Annotated in this window: 17 protein-coding genes; 6 read left to right on the forward strand and 11 right to left on the reverse strand. The window is 65.6% G+C overall.

Annotation, left to right across the window (positions count from 1 at the left end; genetic code table 11):
* Positions 1-1,200 (reverse strand): dihydroorotase family protein, encoded by a 1,200-nt coding sequence (locus J0J06_RS04425; RefSeq protein WP_294040127.1) that lies wholly within the window; start codon positions 1,198-1,200, stop codon positions 1-3.
* Positions 1,197-2,183 carry an aspartate carbamoyltransferase catalytic subunit gene (locus J0J06_RS04430; RefSeq protein WP_294040128.1) on the reverse strand — a complete coding sequence of 329 codons (987 nt, stop codon included), beginning with the start codon at positions 2,181-2,183 and terminating at the stop codon, positions 1,197-1,199. Before J0J06_RS04430 ends, J0J06_RS04425 begins: the two co-directional genes overlap by 4 nt.
* Before the next feature lie 402 nt (positions 2,184-2,585).
* Between J0J06_RS04430 and J0J06_RS04435 the strand changes: the two genes are divergently transcribed.
* A complete protein-coding gene (locus tag J0J06_RS04435; RefSeq protein WP_294040129.1) occupies positions 2,586-3,182 on the forward strand; it encodes a helix-turn-helix domain-containing protein in 597 nt (198 codons plus the stop codon).
* 199 nt (positions 3,183-3,381) lie between these two features.
* Here the strand turns inward: J0J06_RS04435 and ruvX are convergent, their stop codons facing one another.
* Both ruvX and J0J06_RS04445 read right to left on the reverse strand, forming a co-directional pair.
* The gene (gene ruvX / locus J0J06_RS04440) at positions 3,382-3,843 is read right to left on the reverse strand and encodes a Holliday junction resolvase RuvX (protein ID WP_294040130.1); all 462 of its coding nucleotides are present in this window, start codon (positions 3,841-3,843) and stop codon (positions 3,382-3,384) included.
* Positions 3,840-4,967, reverse strand: coding sequence for a DUF3089 domain-containing protein (locus J0J06_RS04445; protein WP_294040131.1), 1,128 nt, complete (start codon positions 4,965-4,967; stop codon positions 3,840-3,842). Before J0J06_RS04445 ends, ruvX begins: the two co-directional genes overlap by 4 nt.
* 65 nt (positions 4,968-5,032) lie before the next feature.
* Between J0J06_RS04445 and gatC the strand changes: the two genes are divergently transcribed.
* Together gatC and gatA are read left to right on the forward strand one after the other, a co-directional pair.
* Positions 5,033-5,335, forward strand: a complete 303-nt coding sequence (gene gatC / locus J0J06_RS04450) for an Asp-tRNA(Asn)/Glu-tRNA(Gln) amidotransferase subunit GatC (RefSeq protein ID WP_294040132.1) — start codon at positions 5,033-5,035, stop codon at positions 5,333-5,335.
* On the forward strand, positions 5,335-6,819 hold the full coding sequence (gatA, locus tag J0J06_RS04455; RefSeq protein ID WP_294040133.1) for an Asp-tRNA(Asn)/Glu-tRNA(Gln) amidotransferase subunit GatA: 1,485 nt from the start codon (positions 5,335-5,337) through the stop codon (positions 6,817-6,819). The genes gatC and gatA overlap by 1 nt, the downstream gene beginning before the upstream one ends.
* 112 nt (positions 6,820-6,931) lie before the next feature.
* Here the strand turns inward: gatA and J0J06_RS04460 are convergent, their stop codons facing one another.
* The 7 genes from J0J06_RS04460 to J0J06_RS04490 form a co-directional block, all read right to left on the reverse strand.
* On the reverse strand, positions 6,932-7,150 hold the full coding sequence (locus J0J06_RS04460; RefSeq protein WP_294040134.1) for a hypothetical protein: 219 nt from the start codon (positions 7,148-7,150) through the stop codon (positions 6,932-6,934).
* A 65-nt stretch (positions 7,151-7,215) separates the two neighbouring features.
* Complete coding sequence (locus J0J06_RS04465) at positions 7,216-8,469, reverse strand: N-succinylarginine dihydrolase (RefSeq protein ID WP_294040832.1); 1,254 nt, start codon at positions 8,467-8,469, stop codon at positions 7,216-7,218.
* Positions 8,469-9,485: an arginine N-succinyltransferase gene (locus J0J06_RS04470; protein WP_294040135.1), complete on the reverse strand. Its 1,017-nt coding sequence runs from the start codon at positions 9,483-9,485 to the stop codon at positions 8,469-8,471. Before J0J06_RS04470 ends, J0J06_RS04465 begins: the two co-directional genes overlap by 1 nt.
* The gene (locus J0J06_RS04475) at positions 9,482-10,684 is read right to left on the reverse strand and encodes a hydrolase (RefSeq protein ID WP_294040136.1); all 1,203 of its coding nucleotides are present in this window, start codon (positions 10,682-10,684) and stop codon (positions 9,482-9,484) included. The genes J0J06_RS04470 and J0J06_RS04475 overlap by 4 nt, the downstream gene beginning before the upstream one ends.
* Positions 10,685-10,735: 51 nt before the next feature.
* Positions 10,736-11,239 (reverse strand): surface-adhesin E family protein, encoded by a 504-nt coding sequence (locus J0J06_RS04480; protein ID WP_294040137.1) that lies wholly within the window; start codon positions 11,237-11,239, stop codon positions 10,736-10,738.
* Positions 11,240-11,297: 58 nt separating this feature from the next.
* Positions 11,298-11,783, reverse strand: a complete 486-nt coding sequence (locus tag J0J06_RS04485; protein ID WP_294040138.1) for an RNA pyrophosphohydrolase — start codon at positions 11,781-11,783, stop codon at positions 11,298-11,300.
* 8 nt (positions 11,784-11,791) lie between these two features.
* Positions 11,792-12,766 carry an alpha/beta hydrolase gene (locus tag J0J06_RS04490; protein ID WP_294040139.1) on the reverse strand — a complete coding sequence of 325 codons (975 nt, stop codon included), beginning with the start codon at positions 12,764-12,766 and terminating at the stop codon, positions 11,792-11,794.
* A 40-nt stretch (positions 12,767-12,806) separates the two neighbouring features.
* Between J0J06_RS04490 and J0J06_RS04495 the strand changes: the two genes are divergently transcribed.
* The 3 genes from J0J06_RS04495 to J0J06_RS04505 all read left to right on the forward strand — a co-directional run bounded on the left by J0J06_RS04495 (position 12,807) and on the right by J0J06_RS04505 (position 16,702).
* Positions 12,807-13,730 carry a histone deacetylase gene (locus J0J06_RS04495; protein WP_294040140.1) on the forward strand — a complete coding sequence of 308 codons (924 nt, stop codon included), beginning with the start codon at positions 12,807-12,809 and terminating at the stop codon, positions 13,728-13,730.
* Between the two features lie 72 nt (positions 13,731-13,802).
* A complete protein-coding gene (locus J0J06_RS04500; RefSeq protein WP_294040141.1) occupies positions 13,803-15,671 on the forward strand; it encodes a 2-oxoacid:acceptor oxidoreductase subunit alpha in 1,869 nt (622 codons plus the stop codon).
* A complete protein-coding gene (locus J0J06_RS04505; protein ID WP_294040142.1) occupies positions 15,668-16,702 on the forward strand; it encodes a 2-oxoacid:ferredoxin oxidoreductase subunit beta in 1,035 nt (344 codons plus the stop codon). Before J0J06_RS04500 ends, J0J06_RS04505 begins: the two co-directional genes overlap by 4 nt.
* Positions 16,703-16,718: the final 16 nt, after the last annotated feature.

Consider the following 16,718-nt stretch of genomic DNA (forward strand, 5'->3'; position numbering starts at 1 on the left):
CTAAGCCAGAATTTCGGCTCCGCCCTTCCACAGGCGGAGTACCTTTCCCTGAGCCGGCAGTCCGTCGAACGGCGTGTTGCCGGCTCTCGCCGTCATGGCGTCGCCCTTGATTTGCCAGGGCGCGGTTTCGTCGAGCAGAACCAAGTCGGCAGGCAGTCCCGGTCGGAGTATGCCAGTGTCGAGGCCGAGCACCCTTGCCGGATTGGCGGCGAGCAGCGCGAACAGGCGGTCGATCGGCAATTCCAGCGACAGGCTCAGCGCGAGCAATGTCTCTGCCCCCGACGCGCCTTCGGCGGCATCGGCAAAAGGCAGGCGCTTCTCCTCCGGGCCGCGAGGGTCGTGGCCCGAGCACAGAACGTCGACCGTACCGTCCCTGACCGCCGACAGTGCGGCCTGACGATCGCCTTCGTCGCGCAACGGTGGAGACAGATGCGCGAAGGTGCGGAAATCGCTCATCGCGTTGTCGGACAACAGGAGGTGGGCGGGGGTGATTCCGCACGTAATGCGTACGCCGCGGCGCTTGGCGGCGCGAACGAGATCGAACCCGGCGGCCGTCGTTACTTGGCGTATGTGCAGCCGCGCGCGCGTTTCCTCCGCTAGCGCAACGTCGCGCGCTATCGCCAGCGCCTCGGCGATCGCGGGAGCGGCGGGCAGGCCGAGCCGCGTCGCGGTTTCGCCTTCGGTCGCGACCTTGCCCTCGGTCAGCCCTCCATCCTCGGCATGCGCGATCACCGCCAAGTCGAGGTCGCGGGCGTAGGCCAGCACCTTCCGCATCACGCCCGAATCTGCGATCCAGCGGCGGCCGGTCGACACGGCCTTGGCGCCCGCGCTTTGCATAATGGCCATTTCGGCGAGGTCGACGCCCTCCAAGCCCTTGGTCGCCGCCGCGATCGGGTGGATCCACAGAAGCGGCTTGCCGATCAGCGAGGCCCGTTGCACCAGACCCGGCCCATCGAGCACCGGCGACTGATCGGGCATCAACCCGACGCGAACGATCCCGCCAGCGCGGAACGCCTCGCGGTCGATCGCGAACACGCCGAGATCGACGATGCCGGGCGCGAGCGTCTTGCCGCCGCAGTCGATCGTTAGGGCGCCGGGGGCGGGGGAGTCGACAATCACGCCGTCGCGGACGTGAAGCTCGCCCGGCTCTGCACCATCGGGCCGCACGATCCGCGCGTTGACGAAGCGGAGCGCGGTCATGCCCAGTCCTCCACGCCGCGCGCGCGCCGGGTCAGGACGTCGAGGCATGCCATCCGCACTGCGACGCCCATTTCGACCTGTTCGGTGATCGCCGATTGCACGCCGTCGGCGACGACCGAATCGATCTCGACGCCGCGGTTCATCGGGCCGGGGTGCATCACCAAGGCGCCGGGCTTCGCACGTGCCAGCCGTTCGACCGTCAACCCATAGCGCATGTGGAACTCACGGGTGGACGGGATGAACGCCCCCGACATCCGCTCGTTCTGGAGGCGCAGCATCATCACCACGTCCGCGCCTTCGAGCGCCGCGTCGAAATCGGCATAGGCTGTGACCCCTGTCCGCTCGATCGCGGCGGGCATCAGTGTCGCGGGCGCGACCACACGCACCTCGGCGGCGAGCGCAGTTAGCGCCAGGATGTTCGACCGCGCGACTCGACTATGCAGGATGTCGCCGCAGATCACTACGCGCTGCCCCGCGATCGATCCGCGCCGACGCCGAATCGTCAGCGCATCGAGCAGGGCCTGAGTCGGATGTTCGTGACTGCCGTCGCCGGCGTTGAGAACCGGACAGTCGACCTTGTCGGCGATCAGCCGCACGGCGCCAGATGAGGCGTGGCGGATGACGATAACGTCCGCGCGCATCGCGTTAAGCGTCATCGCTGTGTCGATCAGCGTCTCGCCCTTCTTCACGCTCGATTGCGCGACGGCCATGTTGACCACATCGGCGCCCAGCCGTTTTCCGGCGATCTCGAACGACAGCAGAGTCCGCGTCGAGTTCTCGAAGAAGGCGTTGATAAGGGTCAGGCCTGCCAGCCGCTTGTCGGGCTTGGCATGCCCGCGGTTCGCCGCGATCCATTGCTCGGCCTCGTCGAGCAGGAACGCGATCTCATGCGGCTGGAGTCCGTCGATGCCCGTCAGATGCCCGTGCGGGAAGACGGCGCCACCCTGGATAAGGGCTGCGGGGCGGTGATCCGATGCTTGCATTAAAGCCGTCGCCTAGACCGCGCGGCGCGTGCGCGCAAGGCGCGAAAGGATATTGATCGCAATCAAGGTTTTGTGGGGTTTCCTTCACGACGGTTTTTGGACAAAGCAGCGGTGGGGGAATCAATGACAGAACAGGCTGCACCCGGACGTCTCGCGCCCGACGTCCGTTTTTACCTGCCGGCGGAGGCGTTGCGACCGCTTGTCACCTCATATTATGCTGTCGATGCGCCCGGGCCGCTGGCCGACTTTGCGCACCCGGAATGGGGCAACCTCCGCTTCCTGTTACGGGGCGATATACGGTTCGGAAGCCCGACGGGCGACGATATGGCGCCGCCCCCGGCACCCGCCATGATTTTCGGGCCTACCGATCGCACTCGGAGGTTGGACAGCCAGGGCGGAACCATGATCGGGGTAGGACTGACACCACTGGGCTGGCTGGGGCTGATCGCCAAAGACGCGTCGAAGGCGGCGAACGCGATTTCCCCGCTCGACAATGAACTCGGCGTGGTCGGCGAGGAAATCCGCGAGCGCCTGATAGCTGCACGAAACGACGCCGCGATAGTCGAGATCCTCGATGCTCTCCTGACGGAGCGAAAACCCACTGCGATCCGGCACCATGATGCCGTCATCAGGGTACAGCAGGCGTTGATGGCGGGGAAGGTGGATCAAGTCGCCGACCTGGCCGAAGCGGTGGATATGGAGCAGCGCACGCTGCACCGTCTGTGCAGCACGGTATTCGGCTTCTCGCCGGTGCGGTTGCTCCGCCGCCAGCGGTTCCTGCGCACGCTGGCGAAGGTGCGCGATGTGCTCGACCAGCCGATCGGCAAGCTGATCGATTCGCAATATTACGACCAGGCGCACTTCAACCGCGACTTCAAGGCGTTCATGGGGATGACACCGATGGCCTATTTCAGTTCGCCGCGTGAACTCATTCGACGGGCGGCGGAAGGACGCAATGCTCTGCTCGGCGCGCCGGTGCAGGGCTTGCACAAACCGTAGCCGTTTTGGCGTGATCCGCGCCAGCGTGCCGCCGCCTATCTTACGAAGTGGTCTCAACCGCGATTTACGCGCGCGCGAACAGCGGCCAGCCGATGCCAAATCGCCGCTGATGAGCACGTTCCTGTTATGCTGGCTGGCCGTTCATATCGCGGCATTCGCCTGGGTTGCGGTGGAAGTGCTGCGCGCCCATCGCAAATAATTAGGCGGTCGTCAGCGCGTCGATCGCTCCCTGAAGGATATAGCTCGCGGCGATTTTGTCGACGCGCTCGGCTCGTTTCGCGCGCGACAGATCCTCGGCGATCATCTGACGCTCGACCGCTTGGGTCGACCAGCGTTCGTCCCACAGCATGATCGGCAGGCCGAGGTCGATGAGGTTGCGCGCAAATGCGCGAGTAGATTGCGTGCGGGGACTGTCGCTGCCGTCGAGGTTGAGGGGGAGGCCGATCACCAGCCCTTTGACCGCCTGCGCGGCGATCAGCGTCACGAGGGCGGCCTTGTCCTTGGAGAATTTGGTGCGGCGGATCAGTTCGGCGGGACTGGCGAAGCTCCAGCCGGCGTCGCATAGCGCCGTGCCGATGGTCTTGGTACCGACATCCAGCCCGAGCAATCGCCCGCCATCGGGCAAGGCGGCGCGATAGGCCATGCGATCTTCGGTGATCACGGTTTGGCCGGGGCTGGGGACGGGGAGGTAAACGCCGTGAACCGCCGCATCGCGTCCGCGCGCACATTCGCCCAGAACAAGGAATAGTCGAACACGTGATAATTATTCCCCGGCAGTACGTAGCCGCCCAGGTCGATCGGCGAACCGATGCTGAGGATGCCGCGTCCGGTGCACGCCGCTGGTACGCCCGGCTTGGCGAGTTGCGCGTTGTCGAGCGCCTTGGTCGGGATCAGCGTGCCGAGATTGTCCTTCGCTTCCGCCGCACCGTTCGCGACGCCGGTAATCGGGTTGGTGCAGACCATCGCGCTGTCCTTGCGCGGCTGGCCGTCGAAACCGGTGGTCGCGTCGAATATCTCGAGCACCTGCGACGGATCGGCGGGCTCGGCATAGGCCTGCCATGACAGGATGCAGCCACTCTGGCTGGCAGCGGCGCATTCGGGCAGGCCGAGCGCGGGCAGATCGGCAGTTTTGGAGATCGGCCAGCCGACGACGTATGCCGCGACAATGCGCTTCGCGAGCGGCTTGCGCGCGACGCGTTCGCGCAGGATCCGTTCGAGATGAAGCGCGCCCTGGCTATGCCCGGCGAGGATGATCGGGCGGTCCGGGCCGACTTCCTTCAGGAACTCGTCGAATGCGGCGAGCACATCCCGATAAGCGAAATCGAGCGCTTGCTCGGCGTCCTTCTGGCTGGTCAGGAACGCGCCAAACGTCGCCTGGCGATAGCGCGGCGCCCACACCTCGCCGACCTCGTTGAACGCCGATGCCTGGCCTTTCAGGAACACGCGCGCATATTCATCGGCGCGCTGATCGTCGAGCGGCGCGTTCCAGTGCGCGCGGTCGATGTACGACGTGGGGTGGATGAAGAACACCGCCGCCAAGGGTTTGTCGCCCGGCTTGAAATCGGCCGGGGTCCACAGCGCCGGATTGTTCGCGATTCCCGGCCGCGCGTACCACATGTCGGCCTTCGCATAGCGTTCGACCGGCGTGGTGGGGCCGCCCTGAAAGCTCTCGCCAGGCACGAGCGCCAGCTTCATCAGCTCCTTCTGGAAATAGAAGAGCAAGCCGCCGGCGACCATGAACAGCACTATCAGGATGATGACGGCGTAGAGGAATTTGCGGGCCATACCGCCGCCGTGCCCGAAGGCCGTGGCGGTTGCAATCTCGGCGCTTGGCCGGTAGCCGCGCAGCCATGTCCGTAGACGCCGCAACCGTGAAGAAGATCGCGAGCCTCGCCCGCATCGCGATTACCGATGAGGAGGTCGCGAAGATCGCGCCCGAACTCGACAATATTCTGGGCTGGATCGAACGGCTTGGCGAGGTCGATACGTCGGGCGTCGCGCCGATGACGGCTGTGATCCCCAATCACCTGCGCCTGCGCGGCGATGTGGTCGATGCCGATCCGCTGACCGCCGGGGGCAAGCGTGATGCCGTGCTGGCGAACGCGCCGCAGGCCGAACATGGCTTCTTCACCGTGCCGAAGGTGATCGAATAGTGGCTGACCTCACCGATCTCGGCGTCGCCGCCATCCGTGACGGCGTGCGCGCCGGCACCTTCTCCGCAACCGACGTGGCGGAGGCGTTCAATGCGCAGGTCGCCAGGGCCAGGACGCTCAACGCCTTCCTGGTCGAAACCCCCGACCACGCGCTCGCCGCCGCCAAGGCCGCCGACGATGCGCGCGCCAAGGGCGAGGATCTCAAGCCGCTCGCGGGCGTGCCGATCGGCATGAAGGACCTGTTCTGCACCAAGGGCGTGGCCTCGACCGCGGCCAGCCACATCCTCGAAGGGTTCAAGCCCGAATACGAATCGACCGTATCGCAAAACCTGTGGGATGCAGGCGCGGGCATGTTGGGCAAGCTCAACATGGACCAGTTCGCGATGGGCTCGTCGAACGAGACCAGCTATTTCGGCAACGTGATCAGCCCGTGGCGGCGCAGCGACGGCGGCAACGCGCCGCTCGCGCCGGGCGGGTCGTCGGGGGGCAGCTCGGCGGCGATCGCCGCTCGGCTGTGCCCTGCCGCGACCGGCACCGACACCGGCGGCTCGATCCGCCAGCCCGCCGCCTTCACCGGCATTTCGGGGATCAAGCCCACCTATGGCCGCTGCTCGCGCTGGGGCGTGGTGGCGTTCGCCTCCAGCCTCGACCAGGCCGGGCCAATGGCGCGCGACGTGCGCGACTGCGCGATCATGCTCGAGGCGATGGCCGGGTTCGACGCGAAGGATTCGACCAGCCTGCAGCTCGACGTGCCCAAGTGGGAAGCGGGACTCAACGCCAGTCTGAAGGGCAAGCGGATCGGTATTCCGAAGGAATATTGCGTCGATGGCATGCCCGCGGAGATCGAGGCGCTGTGGCAGCGGGGCATCGACTGGGTGAAGGACGCGGGCGCGGAGGTGGTCGAGGTGTCGCTGCCCCACACCAAATATGCGCTGCCGGCCTATTACATCATTGCGCCCGCGGAGGCGTCGTCGAACCTCGCGCGCTATGACGGCGTGCGATATGGTCTCCGCGACTTGCCCCATGGAGCGAACTTGCAGGAGATGTACGCCGCGACTCGCGCGGAAGGCTTCGGCGCTGAGGTCAAGCGCCGCATCCTGATCGGCACATATGTTTTGTCGGCAGGGTTTTACGACGCGTATTTCACACAGGCTTCGAAGGTCCGCACGCTGATCGCCCGCGATTTCGACGAGGCGTGGAAGTCGTGCGACCTGCTCCTGACCCCGACCGCGCCCTCCGCGGCGTTCGCGCTGGGCGAGAAGTCTGCCGATCCGATTGCGATGTACCTCAACGACGTCTTCACGGTGCCGTCGAGCCTGGCCGGGCTGCCCGCGATGTCGGTGCCGGGCGGACTGGACAAGCAGGGCCTGCCGTTAGGCTTGCAGGTGATCGGCAAGGCGCTCGACGAGCAGGGCGTGCTGAACGCAGGCCTCGCGATCGAGGAGCGGGCGGGATTTACCGCGCGGCCCGATCGGTGGTGGTGATCTAATTCTTCGTCATGCCGGATCAAGTCCGGCATGACGAGAAGGCTCGGAACGCGGGATTTCGTTTGAGAGCGTTTGCACGAATTGGCGATGTCCCGTGCCTATCGGGAAGTTAGGCCCCGCCGCTGCGCTCCACCGATTCCAGTATCCGCGCGCCGGCCATGAACACGGCGATCGGGCACACCGCGAACAGCATCCAGCCGCCCGCCCCGGGATATTGATGCAGATAGTGCATCCCGCGCTCGACGGCGCCCGTGCCGAGGCCATAGATGATCAGGAACGCCTCGAACTTGGTCTTGATGACGAACAGCCGGGCGATCTTGGTCCACATATACGCGATTTAAGCATGGACCATGCCAGCCGCGGAAAAGCGTCGTTCCGCGTTAACAAATATGGTTACCTGTAAGTTAATCCGACGATTTCCAGTTCCTTGAGCAAGGCTGAACGTGCGGCGCGGATCTGCTCGATCAGCGCGGGGTCGCCTATCCGGTCGATCGCGATTTCCTCGGGCCAGTGCGCTTCTATCACGGCAGCGATGCGATCGAGCTTGGCGTCATCGATCAGGAAGCGAGGGTCGACTGTCGCGGAATCGGCGACGACGCGCAGGCGCAGGCACGCCGGGCCGCCGCCGTTGCGCATCGATTGGCGGACATCGACCACCTCGACCCGGCGGATCGGGCCGTTGCCGGAAAGCATCTCCCGCAGCCAAGACCAGACCGCCGCATTGTTGCGCGCCTCACCGGGGACGATCAGCGCCATCGTCGCGTCGGGCAGGGTGACCAGTTGCGCGTTGAATAAATAGGACGAGATCGCGTCGGCCAGGCTGACGCGATCGGCGGGCACCTCGACGATTTCGGCCCAGGGCGCGACGCGGGCGATGTCGGCGTAGAGGCCACGCTTGTCCTCGAACGCCAGTTCATGCGCGAACAGCACGCGCTCGTTGGCGACCGCGACGACGTCGTTGTGGAAAGCGCCTGCGGCGATCGCGGCGACCGATTGCTGGGCGAAGATCGTGCGCGCGGGGTCGAGCCGGTGGGCGCGGGCGACCGCTTCCGACGATTCGCGGCGCTGGCGGGCGGGGAAGCGACCGCCGCTTTCGCCATAGACGAAGATCTCGACACCCGGCGCGCCGTGATGCTCGCACAAACGCATATGGTTGGCGGCGCCCTCGTCGCCGAACGGGGCGGGGATCGGCTCATGCACCGCGAAGACCGGGTCGGCGAAGGCGAGGCGGAGCTGGGCCAGAGTCTCGGGCCATTCGTGGCTGCGATGCGCCATCGTGACGAGGTTGGCGACGGTCAGGTGGCATCGACCGTCGCTCGCGTCGGGTGCGGGCGAGACGGTCGCAGCGTTCGCCGCCCACATCGGCGATGCGGACAGCGCTTGCGCCTGCAAGTGATGCGGAGCGTCGGCATAGGTGGTTGCGAGGCTCGTCAGCCAGCGATCGTCGGGACGATCATGGGGGAGGAGGATGCCCTGCGTCAGCCCGAGCGCCAGGTTGGCGCGCATCTTCGCCACGCCCTCCAGCGCTGCCTCGCGCGGGCGTGACGTCATGCCGGCATTCGACGTCGCGGCCAGGTTTCCGGGGCTAAGGCCGGCATAATTGTGGCTCGGCCCGACGATTCCGTCGAAGTTGATTTCGACCAGCATCACGCGCGACCGATATAGGTAATCCGGTCGCCCTCACCGATGCCGAGCGCCGCCGCCGCGGTGCGATCGATCACCACGCCGCCCCCTGCCTCACGCAGTTTGGCGAAGGCGCATCGGAAGCCGGCGAGATGTCCAGTCGCCGCAAGCACTCGCTCGCCGCCGTCATCGTCCGCCGCCACCACCGACGCGGTTTTCGCGTCCGCGATACTCTTCACGCGGTCGGTATGCGCGGTCATGGTCGGGCCGCCGTCGAAGATGTCGATATATTTCTCGAACGCGAATCCCTCGCTCTCCAGCATCCGCATGGCGGCACGGCCGGATGGGTGGGGGAGGCCGATCACCGACCGCGCGCTCTCGGTCAGCATCGCGACATAGATCGGATGCTTGGGGAACAGGTCGGCGATGAACTGGTGACCGTGCGTCGCGTTGAAACGGTCGGCGTCCTGGAAGTTCATCCCGAAGAAACGCCCCGCAAGTCCATCCCAGAACGGCGACCCACCCGCCTCGTCGATGATTCCGCGCAATTCCGCCAGGATGCGGTCGGCGAAGCGCGGGCGGTGCATCGCGATGAACAGGTAGCGGCTGCGCGCAAGCAGCATCCCGAGCCCGCCCGCTCGCTCGCCGGGATGGAGGAACAGCCCGCCGACCTCGCTCGATCCTTCCAGATCGGTTGTCAGGCTCAGCATCTCGGCGCGGAAGGTGCGGCCGAGCTCCTCGCTCTGCTGCGACAACGTGCCCATGCGATAGGAATAGAAGGGGTGGCTGGTGCCGACCTGGCTGAACATCTGGCACGTGCCGCGCACCTCGCCGGTCTCGACATTCTCCAGCATCAGCACGAACACGTCGTCGCCTAGTTCATCGCTGTCGCGGTCAAACGCGGCGCTGCTGACGGCGAGGCGTTTCTTGAGCGCGCGGCGATCGGCGGGCAAGTTGGTGAAGCCGCCGCCAGTCAGCTTCGCCATTTCGTAGAGATGGTCGACATCGCCCTCATTCGCGGCGCGGATACGGAAACTCACAATCCCCCCTTTTCGGCGATTTTTAGAACGGTCAGCGCCGACAAGGCGGCGCGTTCGGGCAAGCTGTCGATCAGCAGGAACTCGTCGGTCGAGTGGATCGCGCCGCCGCGGGCACCCATCGTGTCGACCACCGGGACACCGGCGGCGGCGATATTGTTGCCGTCGCAAACCCCGCCGGTAGCCTTCCATCCGATTTCCAGGCCGAGGTCGGCGCCGCTTTCCTTCACTAACGCGAACAGTTTGGCCGCACCGTCATCTATCGGCTTGGGTGGACGGTTGAAGCCGCCGTGCAGTTCGATGCGGACGTCCCGATCAGCAGCAACTTCGGCGATGGCTGAGTCGATCGCGGCCTGCGCGGTGTCGATCGCTTCGGGCGACGCAGGGCGAAAGTTAACGCGCAGGATAGCGAGGTCAGGCACGACATTGTTCGGGCCGCCGCCCTCGATCCGCGCCGGGTTGACCGCCAGCTCATCCTGCTTCGCCGAAAACAATCGGACCGCGAGGTCGGACGCCGCGACGATTGCGTTGCGGCCGTCGTCGGGATTGCGCCCGGCGTGCGCGCTCTTGCCGTGGACGACTATCGAGAAATTGCCGGTGCCCCCGCGAGCTCCCGCCAGCGTGCCGTCGGCCAGTGCCGGTTCGTAGGTCAGCGCCGCGACCTTGCCGCGCGCGAGATCGGCGATGAGCGCGGCGGAGGAGAAGGAGCCTGTCTCCTCGTCCGAATTGATCATCACGTCATAGCCGATCCGGCCCGCGAGCGGCGACGCCTCGACCACCTTCAACGCCGCGAGCAGCAGCGCGAGGCCGCCCTTCATGTCCGCCACGCCGGGGCCGTTGAGCGTGTTGTCGTCGAGGAAATGCTGGTCCTGAAAGGCATGATCAGCTGGAAAGACCGTGTCCATGTGCCCGGTGAACAGCATCCGCACCCCGGCGTCAGGCCGGACGCTCAGGACGAGGTGGCGGCCGTGCTCGATTGCGCTAACGCTGCCGTCGGAGGCGACGCTTTCGGCGGGGGAGGGGTTGATCAGCGAGATGTCGCCGGGCAGCGCCGAAAAGGCGTCCGCCAGCGTGCCGGCCATCGTTTTCAATCCCGCGAGATTTCGCGTCCCGCTGTTGATCGCGGCCCAGGCACGCGTGTTGCCGAGCATCGGCGCGGCGCCGAGCCGGTCGAGCAAATCAGAAACGGCGGGGATTTCCATCCCCGCCGTCTAGTCCCGTCTGGCCCCAGGGTGAACCCCTGGGATCGAGCATCAGTGTTTGTTGGTGCCGCCCGAATAGGCGTTCGAGCCACTCGAAGACGATGACCCGTCACTCAGCGCGGCTCGGCCCGCCTTGAACGGATTGCCCGCGCCATAGTTCTTGGCGCTGGTGGGACGGATCCCGCCGGAACACGCGAACTGGCGCGCGGAATCGTCGAGCGATCCGCTCGATACCGTACGCCAAGTGCCCGATCCCACATCGTCCGCGACCACGGTAAGGCTTGCAGTGTAGCTGGTCAGGTGAAGGAAGCGGTAGCGCGGGTTCGCACAATCGAATTCGAGGACGAGTTCGCGCGATGCGGTGCCGTCGCTGTCGTCGGTCGAATGCACGCTCCATGCGGTGACGCGGCGCAGCGACGTGCTCGTCGTAACGATGCTGTCGCGGTCGATGAAATAGGCTGTCGTCCGCGATTCCGACGTTGCCACGAGATACCAGTTCTTGGCGGAGGCCGGCATCGCCCACAAAGTTGCCGCCAGCGCTAACCACTTAAGCATAGAAACTCCCCTTGCTTCCTCGGCCCATCGTGCAGAGCCGCGACGGGGTTTGCAAGGGTCAGGCGCGCTCGAGATGTCCCGAAAACGCCGCGATCACATCCTCGTAGAGTTTTTTCTTGAATGGCACGATCAGCGTCGGGAGCTGGTACGGATCGACCCAGCGCCACGACATGAATTCGGGGTGGGGAGTCGCAAGGTTGATGTCGGTGTCCTTGCCCAGGAAACGGTAGAGGAACCATTTCTGGCGTTGCCCGCGCCACTTTCCCTTCCACACCTTGCCAATCAGATCGTCGGGCAAGTCGTAGAAGAATTCGCCGGGGGCTTCGGCGATCAATTCGACATGGCCGGGTGCGACGCTAATTTCCTCGCCAAGTTCGCGTAACGCGGCCTGTTGCGCGTCCTCGCCCGGATCGATCCCACCCTGCGGCATCTGCCACGCCTCGGCCGTGGTATCGATGCGCTGACCGGCGAACGCGAGGCCATCCGCGTTCAGCAGCATGACCCCGGCGCAGGGGCGATAGGGCAGGTCTTTATTCTTGCTCACGCCGTCGACTACTCGGCGGCCTGAGCCATCACGCGGTCGCCCTCGGCCTCGACGATGATGTCCTTGAGCGCGGCGAGCGCCCCCATCACGTCGCCGATGCTGGAGGGGATTGCCTTCCGAAGCGTGATGAAGCCGTGGATATTGCCCCTCGCCTCGCGGAACACGACTGGCACGCCAGCTTGGGCGAGGGCGGCGGCATAGGCGCGGCCCTGGTCGCGGATCGGGTCGAGGCTGGCAGTGACCACCACGGCGGGCGGCATGCCCGCGAGGTCGCCGAGCAGCGGTGAGCTGCGAATATGGTCGACCTCGCCCTGATAGGCGGCCATGAACCACTCCATGCTGTCCCTCGTCAGCAGATAGCCGTCGGCGAATTCGGTGTAGGAGGGGTATTCCTTGCTGGCGTCTGTCGCCGGATAAAAGGGCAACTGCGCGATGACCGGCACGGCGGCGGGATCGTCCCGGAGCGCCGCTGCGGTGACGATCGCTAGGTTGCCGCCAGCCGAATCGCCCGCGAGGATCAAAGACGTGACCGACCGGCCGATCTCGCCCGGACTGCCCGCGACCCAGCGCGCTGCCGCTTCGCAATCGTCGGGCGCGGCGGGCCAGGGAAATTCGGGCGCGAGCCGATAATCGACCGCGATCACCGGAAGATCGAGCACGCGCGCCATCTCGGCGGTAAAGCTCGCATGGCTATCGAGGTCACCAATCACGAATCCGCCACCATGGAAGAACACCACTGCTGGCCCGGGCTCGCGGCTCGCACGCGGATCGAACAGGCGAGCGGGAATGTCGCCCGCCGGTCCGGCAATGGCCAGGTCGAGCATTGCGCCCAGCTCGCCGATCGGCGGATCGGCGACATCCTTCATCATCGTATAGAGCGCCCGCGCGGCCGGTGCTTCGATCTCGTGCATCTTCGGACCAGGCATCGCCGCCAGATAATCGAGGAATCCACGCGTATCGGGGCGGACGAAGGGCTCGGTCATGCAGCTATCCTCTCGTGATGTGAGTTCCTAAATAAAACCTATGATCGCGGTCGTCCATCATCCTGACTATGTCGCGCCGGGCCAGCCACGATCGGGATATCAATGGAACAAAAACGGCGCGATCCGCGACCTGTTGCGCGAGGCGGGCGACGCGATCGAGTGGTTCGAGCCGGAGGCAATGCCGCGCGCATGGATCGAGGCGGCGCACGATCCCGACTATGTCGCGGAGGTAATCGAGGCTCGCGTCCCGCGCGAGAAGGAGCGGCGGATCGGCTTTCCGGTCAACGAGTTGGTTGCGGGGCGGGCGCAGATCGTGCCGGGCGGAACGTATCTCGCGGCCAGGCTGGCGATCGAGCGAGGTTTTGCGGCGAACAGCGCGGGCGGTAGTCATCACGCGCTGGCGGATACCGGCGCGGGTTATTGCGTGTTCAACGACCTCGCAATCGCCGCGATCCGCTTGGGCGAGGAGGGCCATCGCATCCTGATTGTCGATTGCGACGTGCATCAGGGCGATGGGACCGCTGCCCTAACCGCGGGGCGGCCCGGCATCGCGACCTATTCGCTCCACGCCGCGAAGAATTTTCCGGTGCGCAAGGCGCGATCGACACTCGACGTGCCGCTGGCCGATGGCGTCGGCGATGCCGAATATCTCGCGACGCTGAGGTCGACGCTCTCGCCGATGCTCGACACCGAACGGCCCGATCTGATTCTTTATCAGGCGGGCGTCGATCCGTTCGGTGGAGATCGGCTCGGGCGGCTGAATCTGACCGACGAGGGGTTGGCTCGCCGCGAGCAACTCGTCGCGCGCCTGGCGATCGATCGGGGCATTCCGGTCGCCAGCACGGTGGGCGGCGGTTACGGCGACGACGTGATGGCGATCGCCCGCCGCCATGTCGCCGCGATCCTCACGCTGGGACAGGCGTTCGCCGCCGGGTGGCAAAGAACGGTTTGCACGGACGCGTAACCGATCTACCTTGGCTGGCAGGGGCTCCCCACATAAAGAAGCCCGCGACACGACGCAGGAAACAGTTCTGACATGGCGACCGCCGCCCACGAAGTGACGCCCACGGAGGCGTCGTCCAATCCCCCCGCAGAATCGATTGTCGTCCGCTTTGCCGGGGATTCCGGTGACGGGATGCAGCTGACCGGCGGACAGTTCACGCTGTCGACCGCGCTGGCCGGCAACGACCTGGCGACGTTCCCCGATTTCCCGGCGGAGATCCGCGCGCCGCTCGGCACGCTGTTCGGCGTCTCCGCCTTCCAGATCAATTTCGGCTCGACCGCGATCGAGACGGCGGGCGACGAGCTCGACGTGCTGGTCGCGATGAACCCTGCGGCGCTGAAGACCAATGTCGATGCCCTGAAGCTGGGCGGGCTGATCATCGCCGACAGCGGCGAGTTCACCGAGCGCAACCTCGCCAAGGCCAAGTACGACGCCAACCCGATCGATGACGGCAGCCTGGCCAAGTGGCAGGTGCTGGCGTTCAACATCTCGCAGTTGACGCTCGACGCGGTGAAGCCGTTCGGGCTGGGCAACAAGGAAGCGTTGCGCTGCAAGAACATGTGGACGCTGGGGCTGGCGCTGTGGATGTTCGACCGCGACCGCCAGCCGCTGGTCGACTGGCTAAAGGCGAAGTTCGCGAAGAACCCGACGCTGGCCGAAGCGAACATCGCCGCGATCAACGCCGGCCATGCCTATGGCGAGACAGCGGAGATTTCCGGGCCGCTCCAGCAGCATCACGTTGCCGCGGCACCCGCGGAACCGGGGCTTTACCGGACGGTGACCGGCGCCGAGGCGATCTCGATGGGGCTCGTCGCCGGCGCGCAACTTGCGAACGTCCCGATGTTCTTCGGCGGCTATCCGATCACGCCGGCCTCGGCGATCCTCCATCATCTCAGCCGGCTCAAGGAGTTCGGGATCACCACGTTCCAGGCTGAGGACGAGATCGCCGCGATCGCCAGCGCCATCGGCGCGTCTTACGCCGGGCAGCTCGGCGTGACGTCGTCATCGGGGCCGGGCATTGCGTTGAAGGGAGAGGCCATAGGGCTGGCGATCATGACCGAACTGCCGCTGGTGGTGGTCAATTCGCAACGTGGTGGGCCGTCGACGGGACTTCCCACAAAGACTGAACAAAGCGATTTATATCAAGCAGTTTACGGGCGAAACGGCGACGCGCCGATGCCGGTGATCGCCGCACGCTCGCCCGCGGACGCGTTCGAGGTGGCGATCGAGGCGTGCCGCATCGCCACCGAATATATGACCCCGGTGATGCTGTTGACCGACGGCTACATCGCGAACGCGGCCGAACCGTGGAAGGTGCCAGAGGTCAGCGCCTACACGCCGTTCCCGGTCGAATTCCTGACCGAGGCGCCCGAGGGTGGCTTCAAGCCCTATGCCCGCGACGGCAAGCTCGCGCGGCCGTGGGTGAAGCCCGGCACGCCCGGCCTGCTCCACCGGATCGGCGGGATCGAGAAGGCGCAGGGGACGGGCAATATCGACTATTCGCCCGCCAATCACCAGGCGATGACCGACACCCGCCGCGACAAGGTGGCGGGCATCAAGGTGCCCGACCAAGCGGTCGAACTGGGCAATGAGGGCGGCAAGCTGGCGGTGGTGGGCTGGGGCTCGACCTTCGGCCCGATCCACCAGGCGGTGCGGCGTGCGCGGCGTAAAGGTGCGGACGTCAGCCACATCCACATCCGCCACATCTGGCCGCTGCCCGCGAACCTCGGCGCGCTGCTCAAGGGCTATGACAAGGTGTTGGTGCCGGAGATGAACACGGGCCAGCTCAAGACCGTGCTGCGCGACCAGTATCTTGTCGACGCGAGACCGCTCAACAAGGTGTCGGGCCAGCCGTTCCGCATTGCGGAAATCGAGGCGGCGATCGAAGGAATGCTCGCATGAACGACATGACCCCACCGCAAAAGTCGCTGCCCAAGGATTGGGAGACCGATCAGGAAGTACGCTGGTGCCCCGGCTGCGGCGATTACGCGATCCTGAAGGCGGTGCAGCGGACTATGCCCGAAATCGGCGCGCGACCGGAGAATACTGTGTTCGTCAGCGGCATCGGCTGCTCGTCGCGCTTTCCCTATTACATGGAGACCTACGGCTTCCACACGATCCACGGCCGAGCGCCGGCGGTGGCGACGGGGGTCAAGCTCGCCAATCCAGAGCTCGACGTGTGGATCATCACCGGCGACGGCGACGCGCTCAGCATCGGCGGCAACCACACGATGCACTTGCTGCGGCGGAACCTGAACTGCCAGGTTCTGCTGTTCAACAACGAGATTTACGGCCTGACCAAGGGGCAATATTCGCCCACCAGCCGTGAGGGTACGCGCTCGCCCTCGACGCCGTTCGGATCGGTCGATCACCCCGCCAAGCCCTGCGCGTTCGCGCTCGGCAGCGGCGCGCGATTCGTCGCGCGCGGGATCGACGTGCACAAGAACCTGCCGACGGTGCTCAAGGCGGCCTATGCGCATCAGGGCGCGGCGTTCGTCGAAATCTACCAGAACTGCATCGTCTACAATGACGACATCTTCGCCGCCTTCACCGACAAGGCGAACGCGCCGACCGGGCAATTGTGGGTCGAGCATGGTAAGCCGTTGCTATTTGCAGGCGGCGCCAAAGGCATTGCGCTCAATCGCGAGCAATTGAAGCTCGAAGTTGTCGATATAGTCGACGGCGATTGGGAGGCGGCAGGCGTGCTGGTGCACGACCAGACCAACCGCGCGATCGCGCACATGCTGGTCGAATTGCCGCTGGTCGGCTTCCCTGTAGCGCTCGGCGTGATCTACGACGATCCTGCGCCGACCTTCGAAAGCGCGGTCGTGGCGCAGAACAAGGCGGCCGCGGAGGGTAAGAAATCCGATTTGCAGAAGCTGCTGAGCCAGGGCCAGACGTGGCAGGTCGAGAAGCAGCCTCATGTGATTTGATTAGGAAGCAATGGCC

Source organism: Sphingomonas sp., from assembly GCF_017304615.1.
Classification (GTDB): Bacteria; Pseudomonadota; Alphaproteobacteria; order Sphingomonadales; family Sphingomonadaceae; genus Sphingomonas.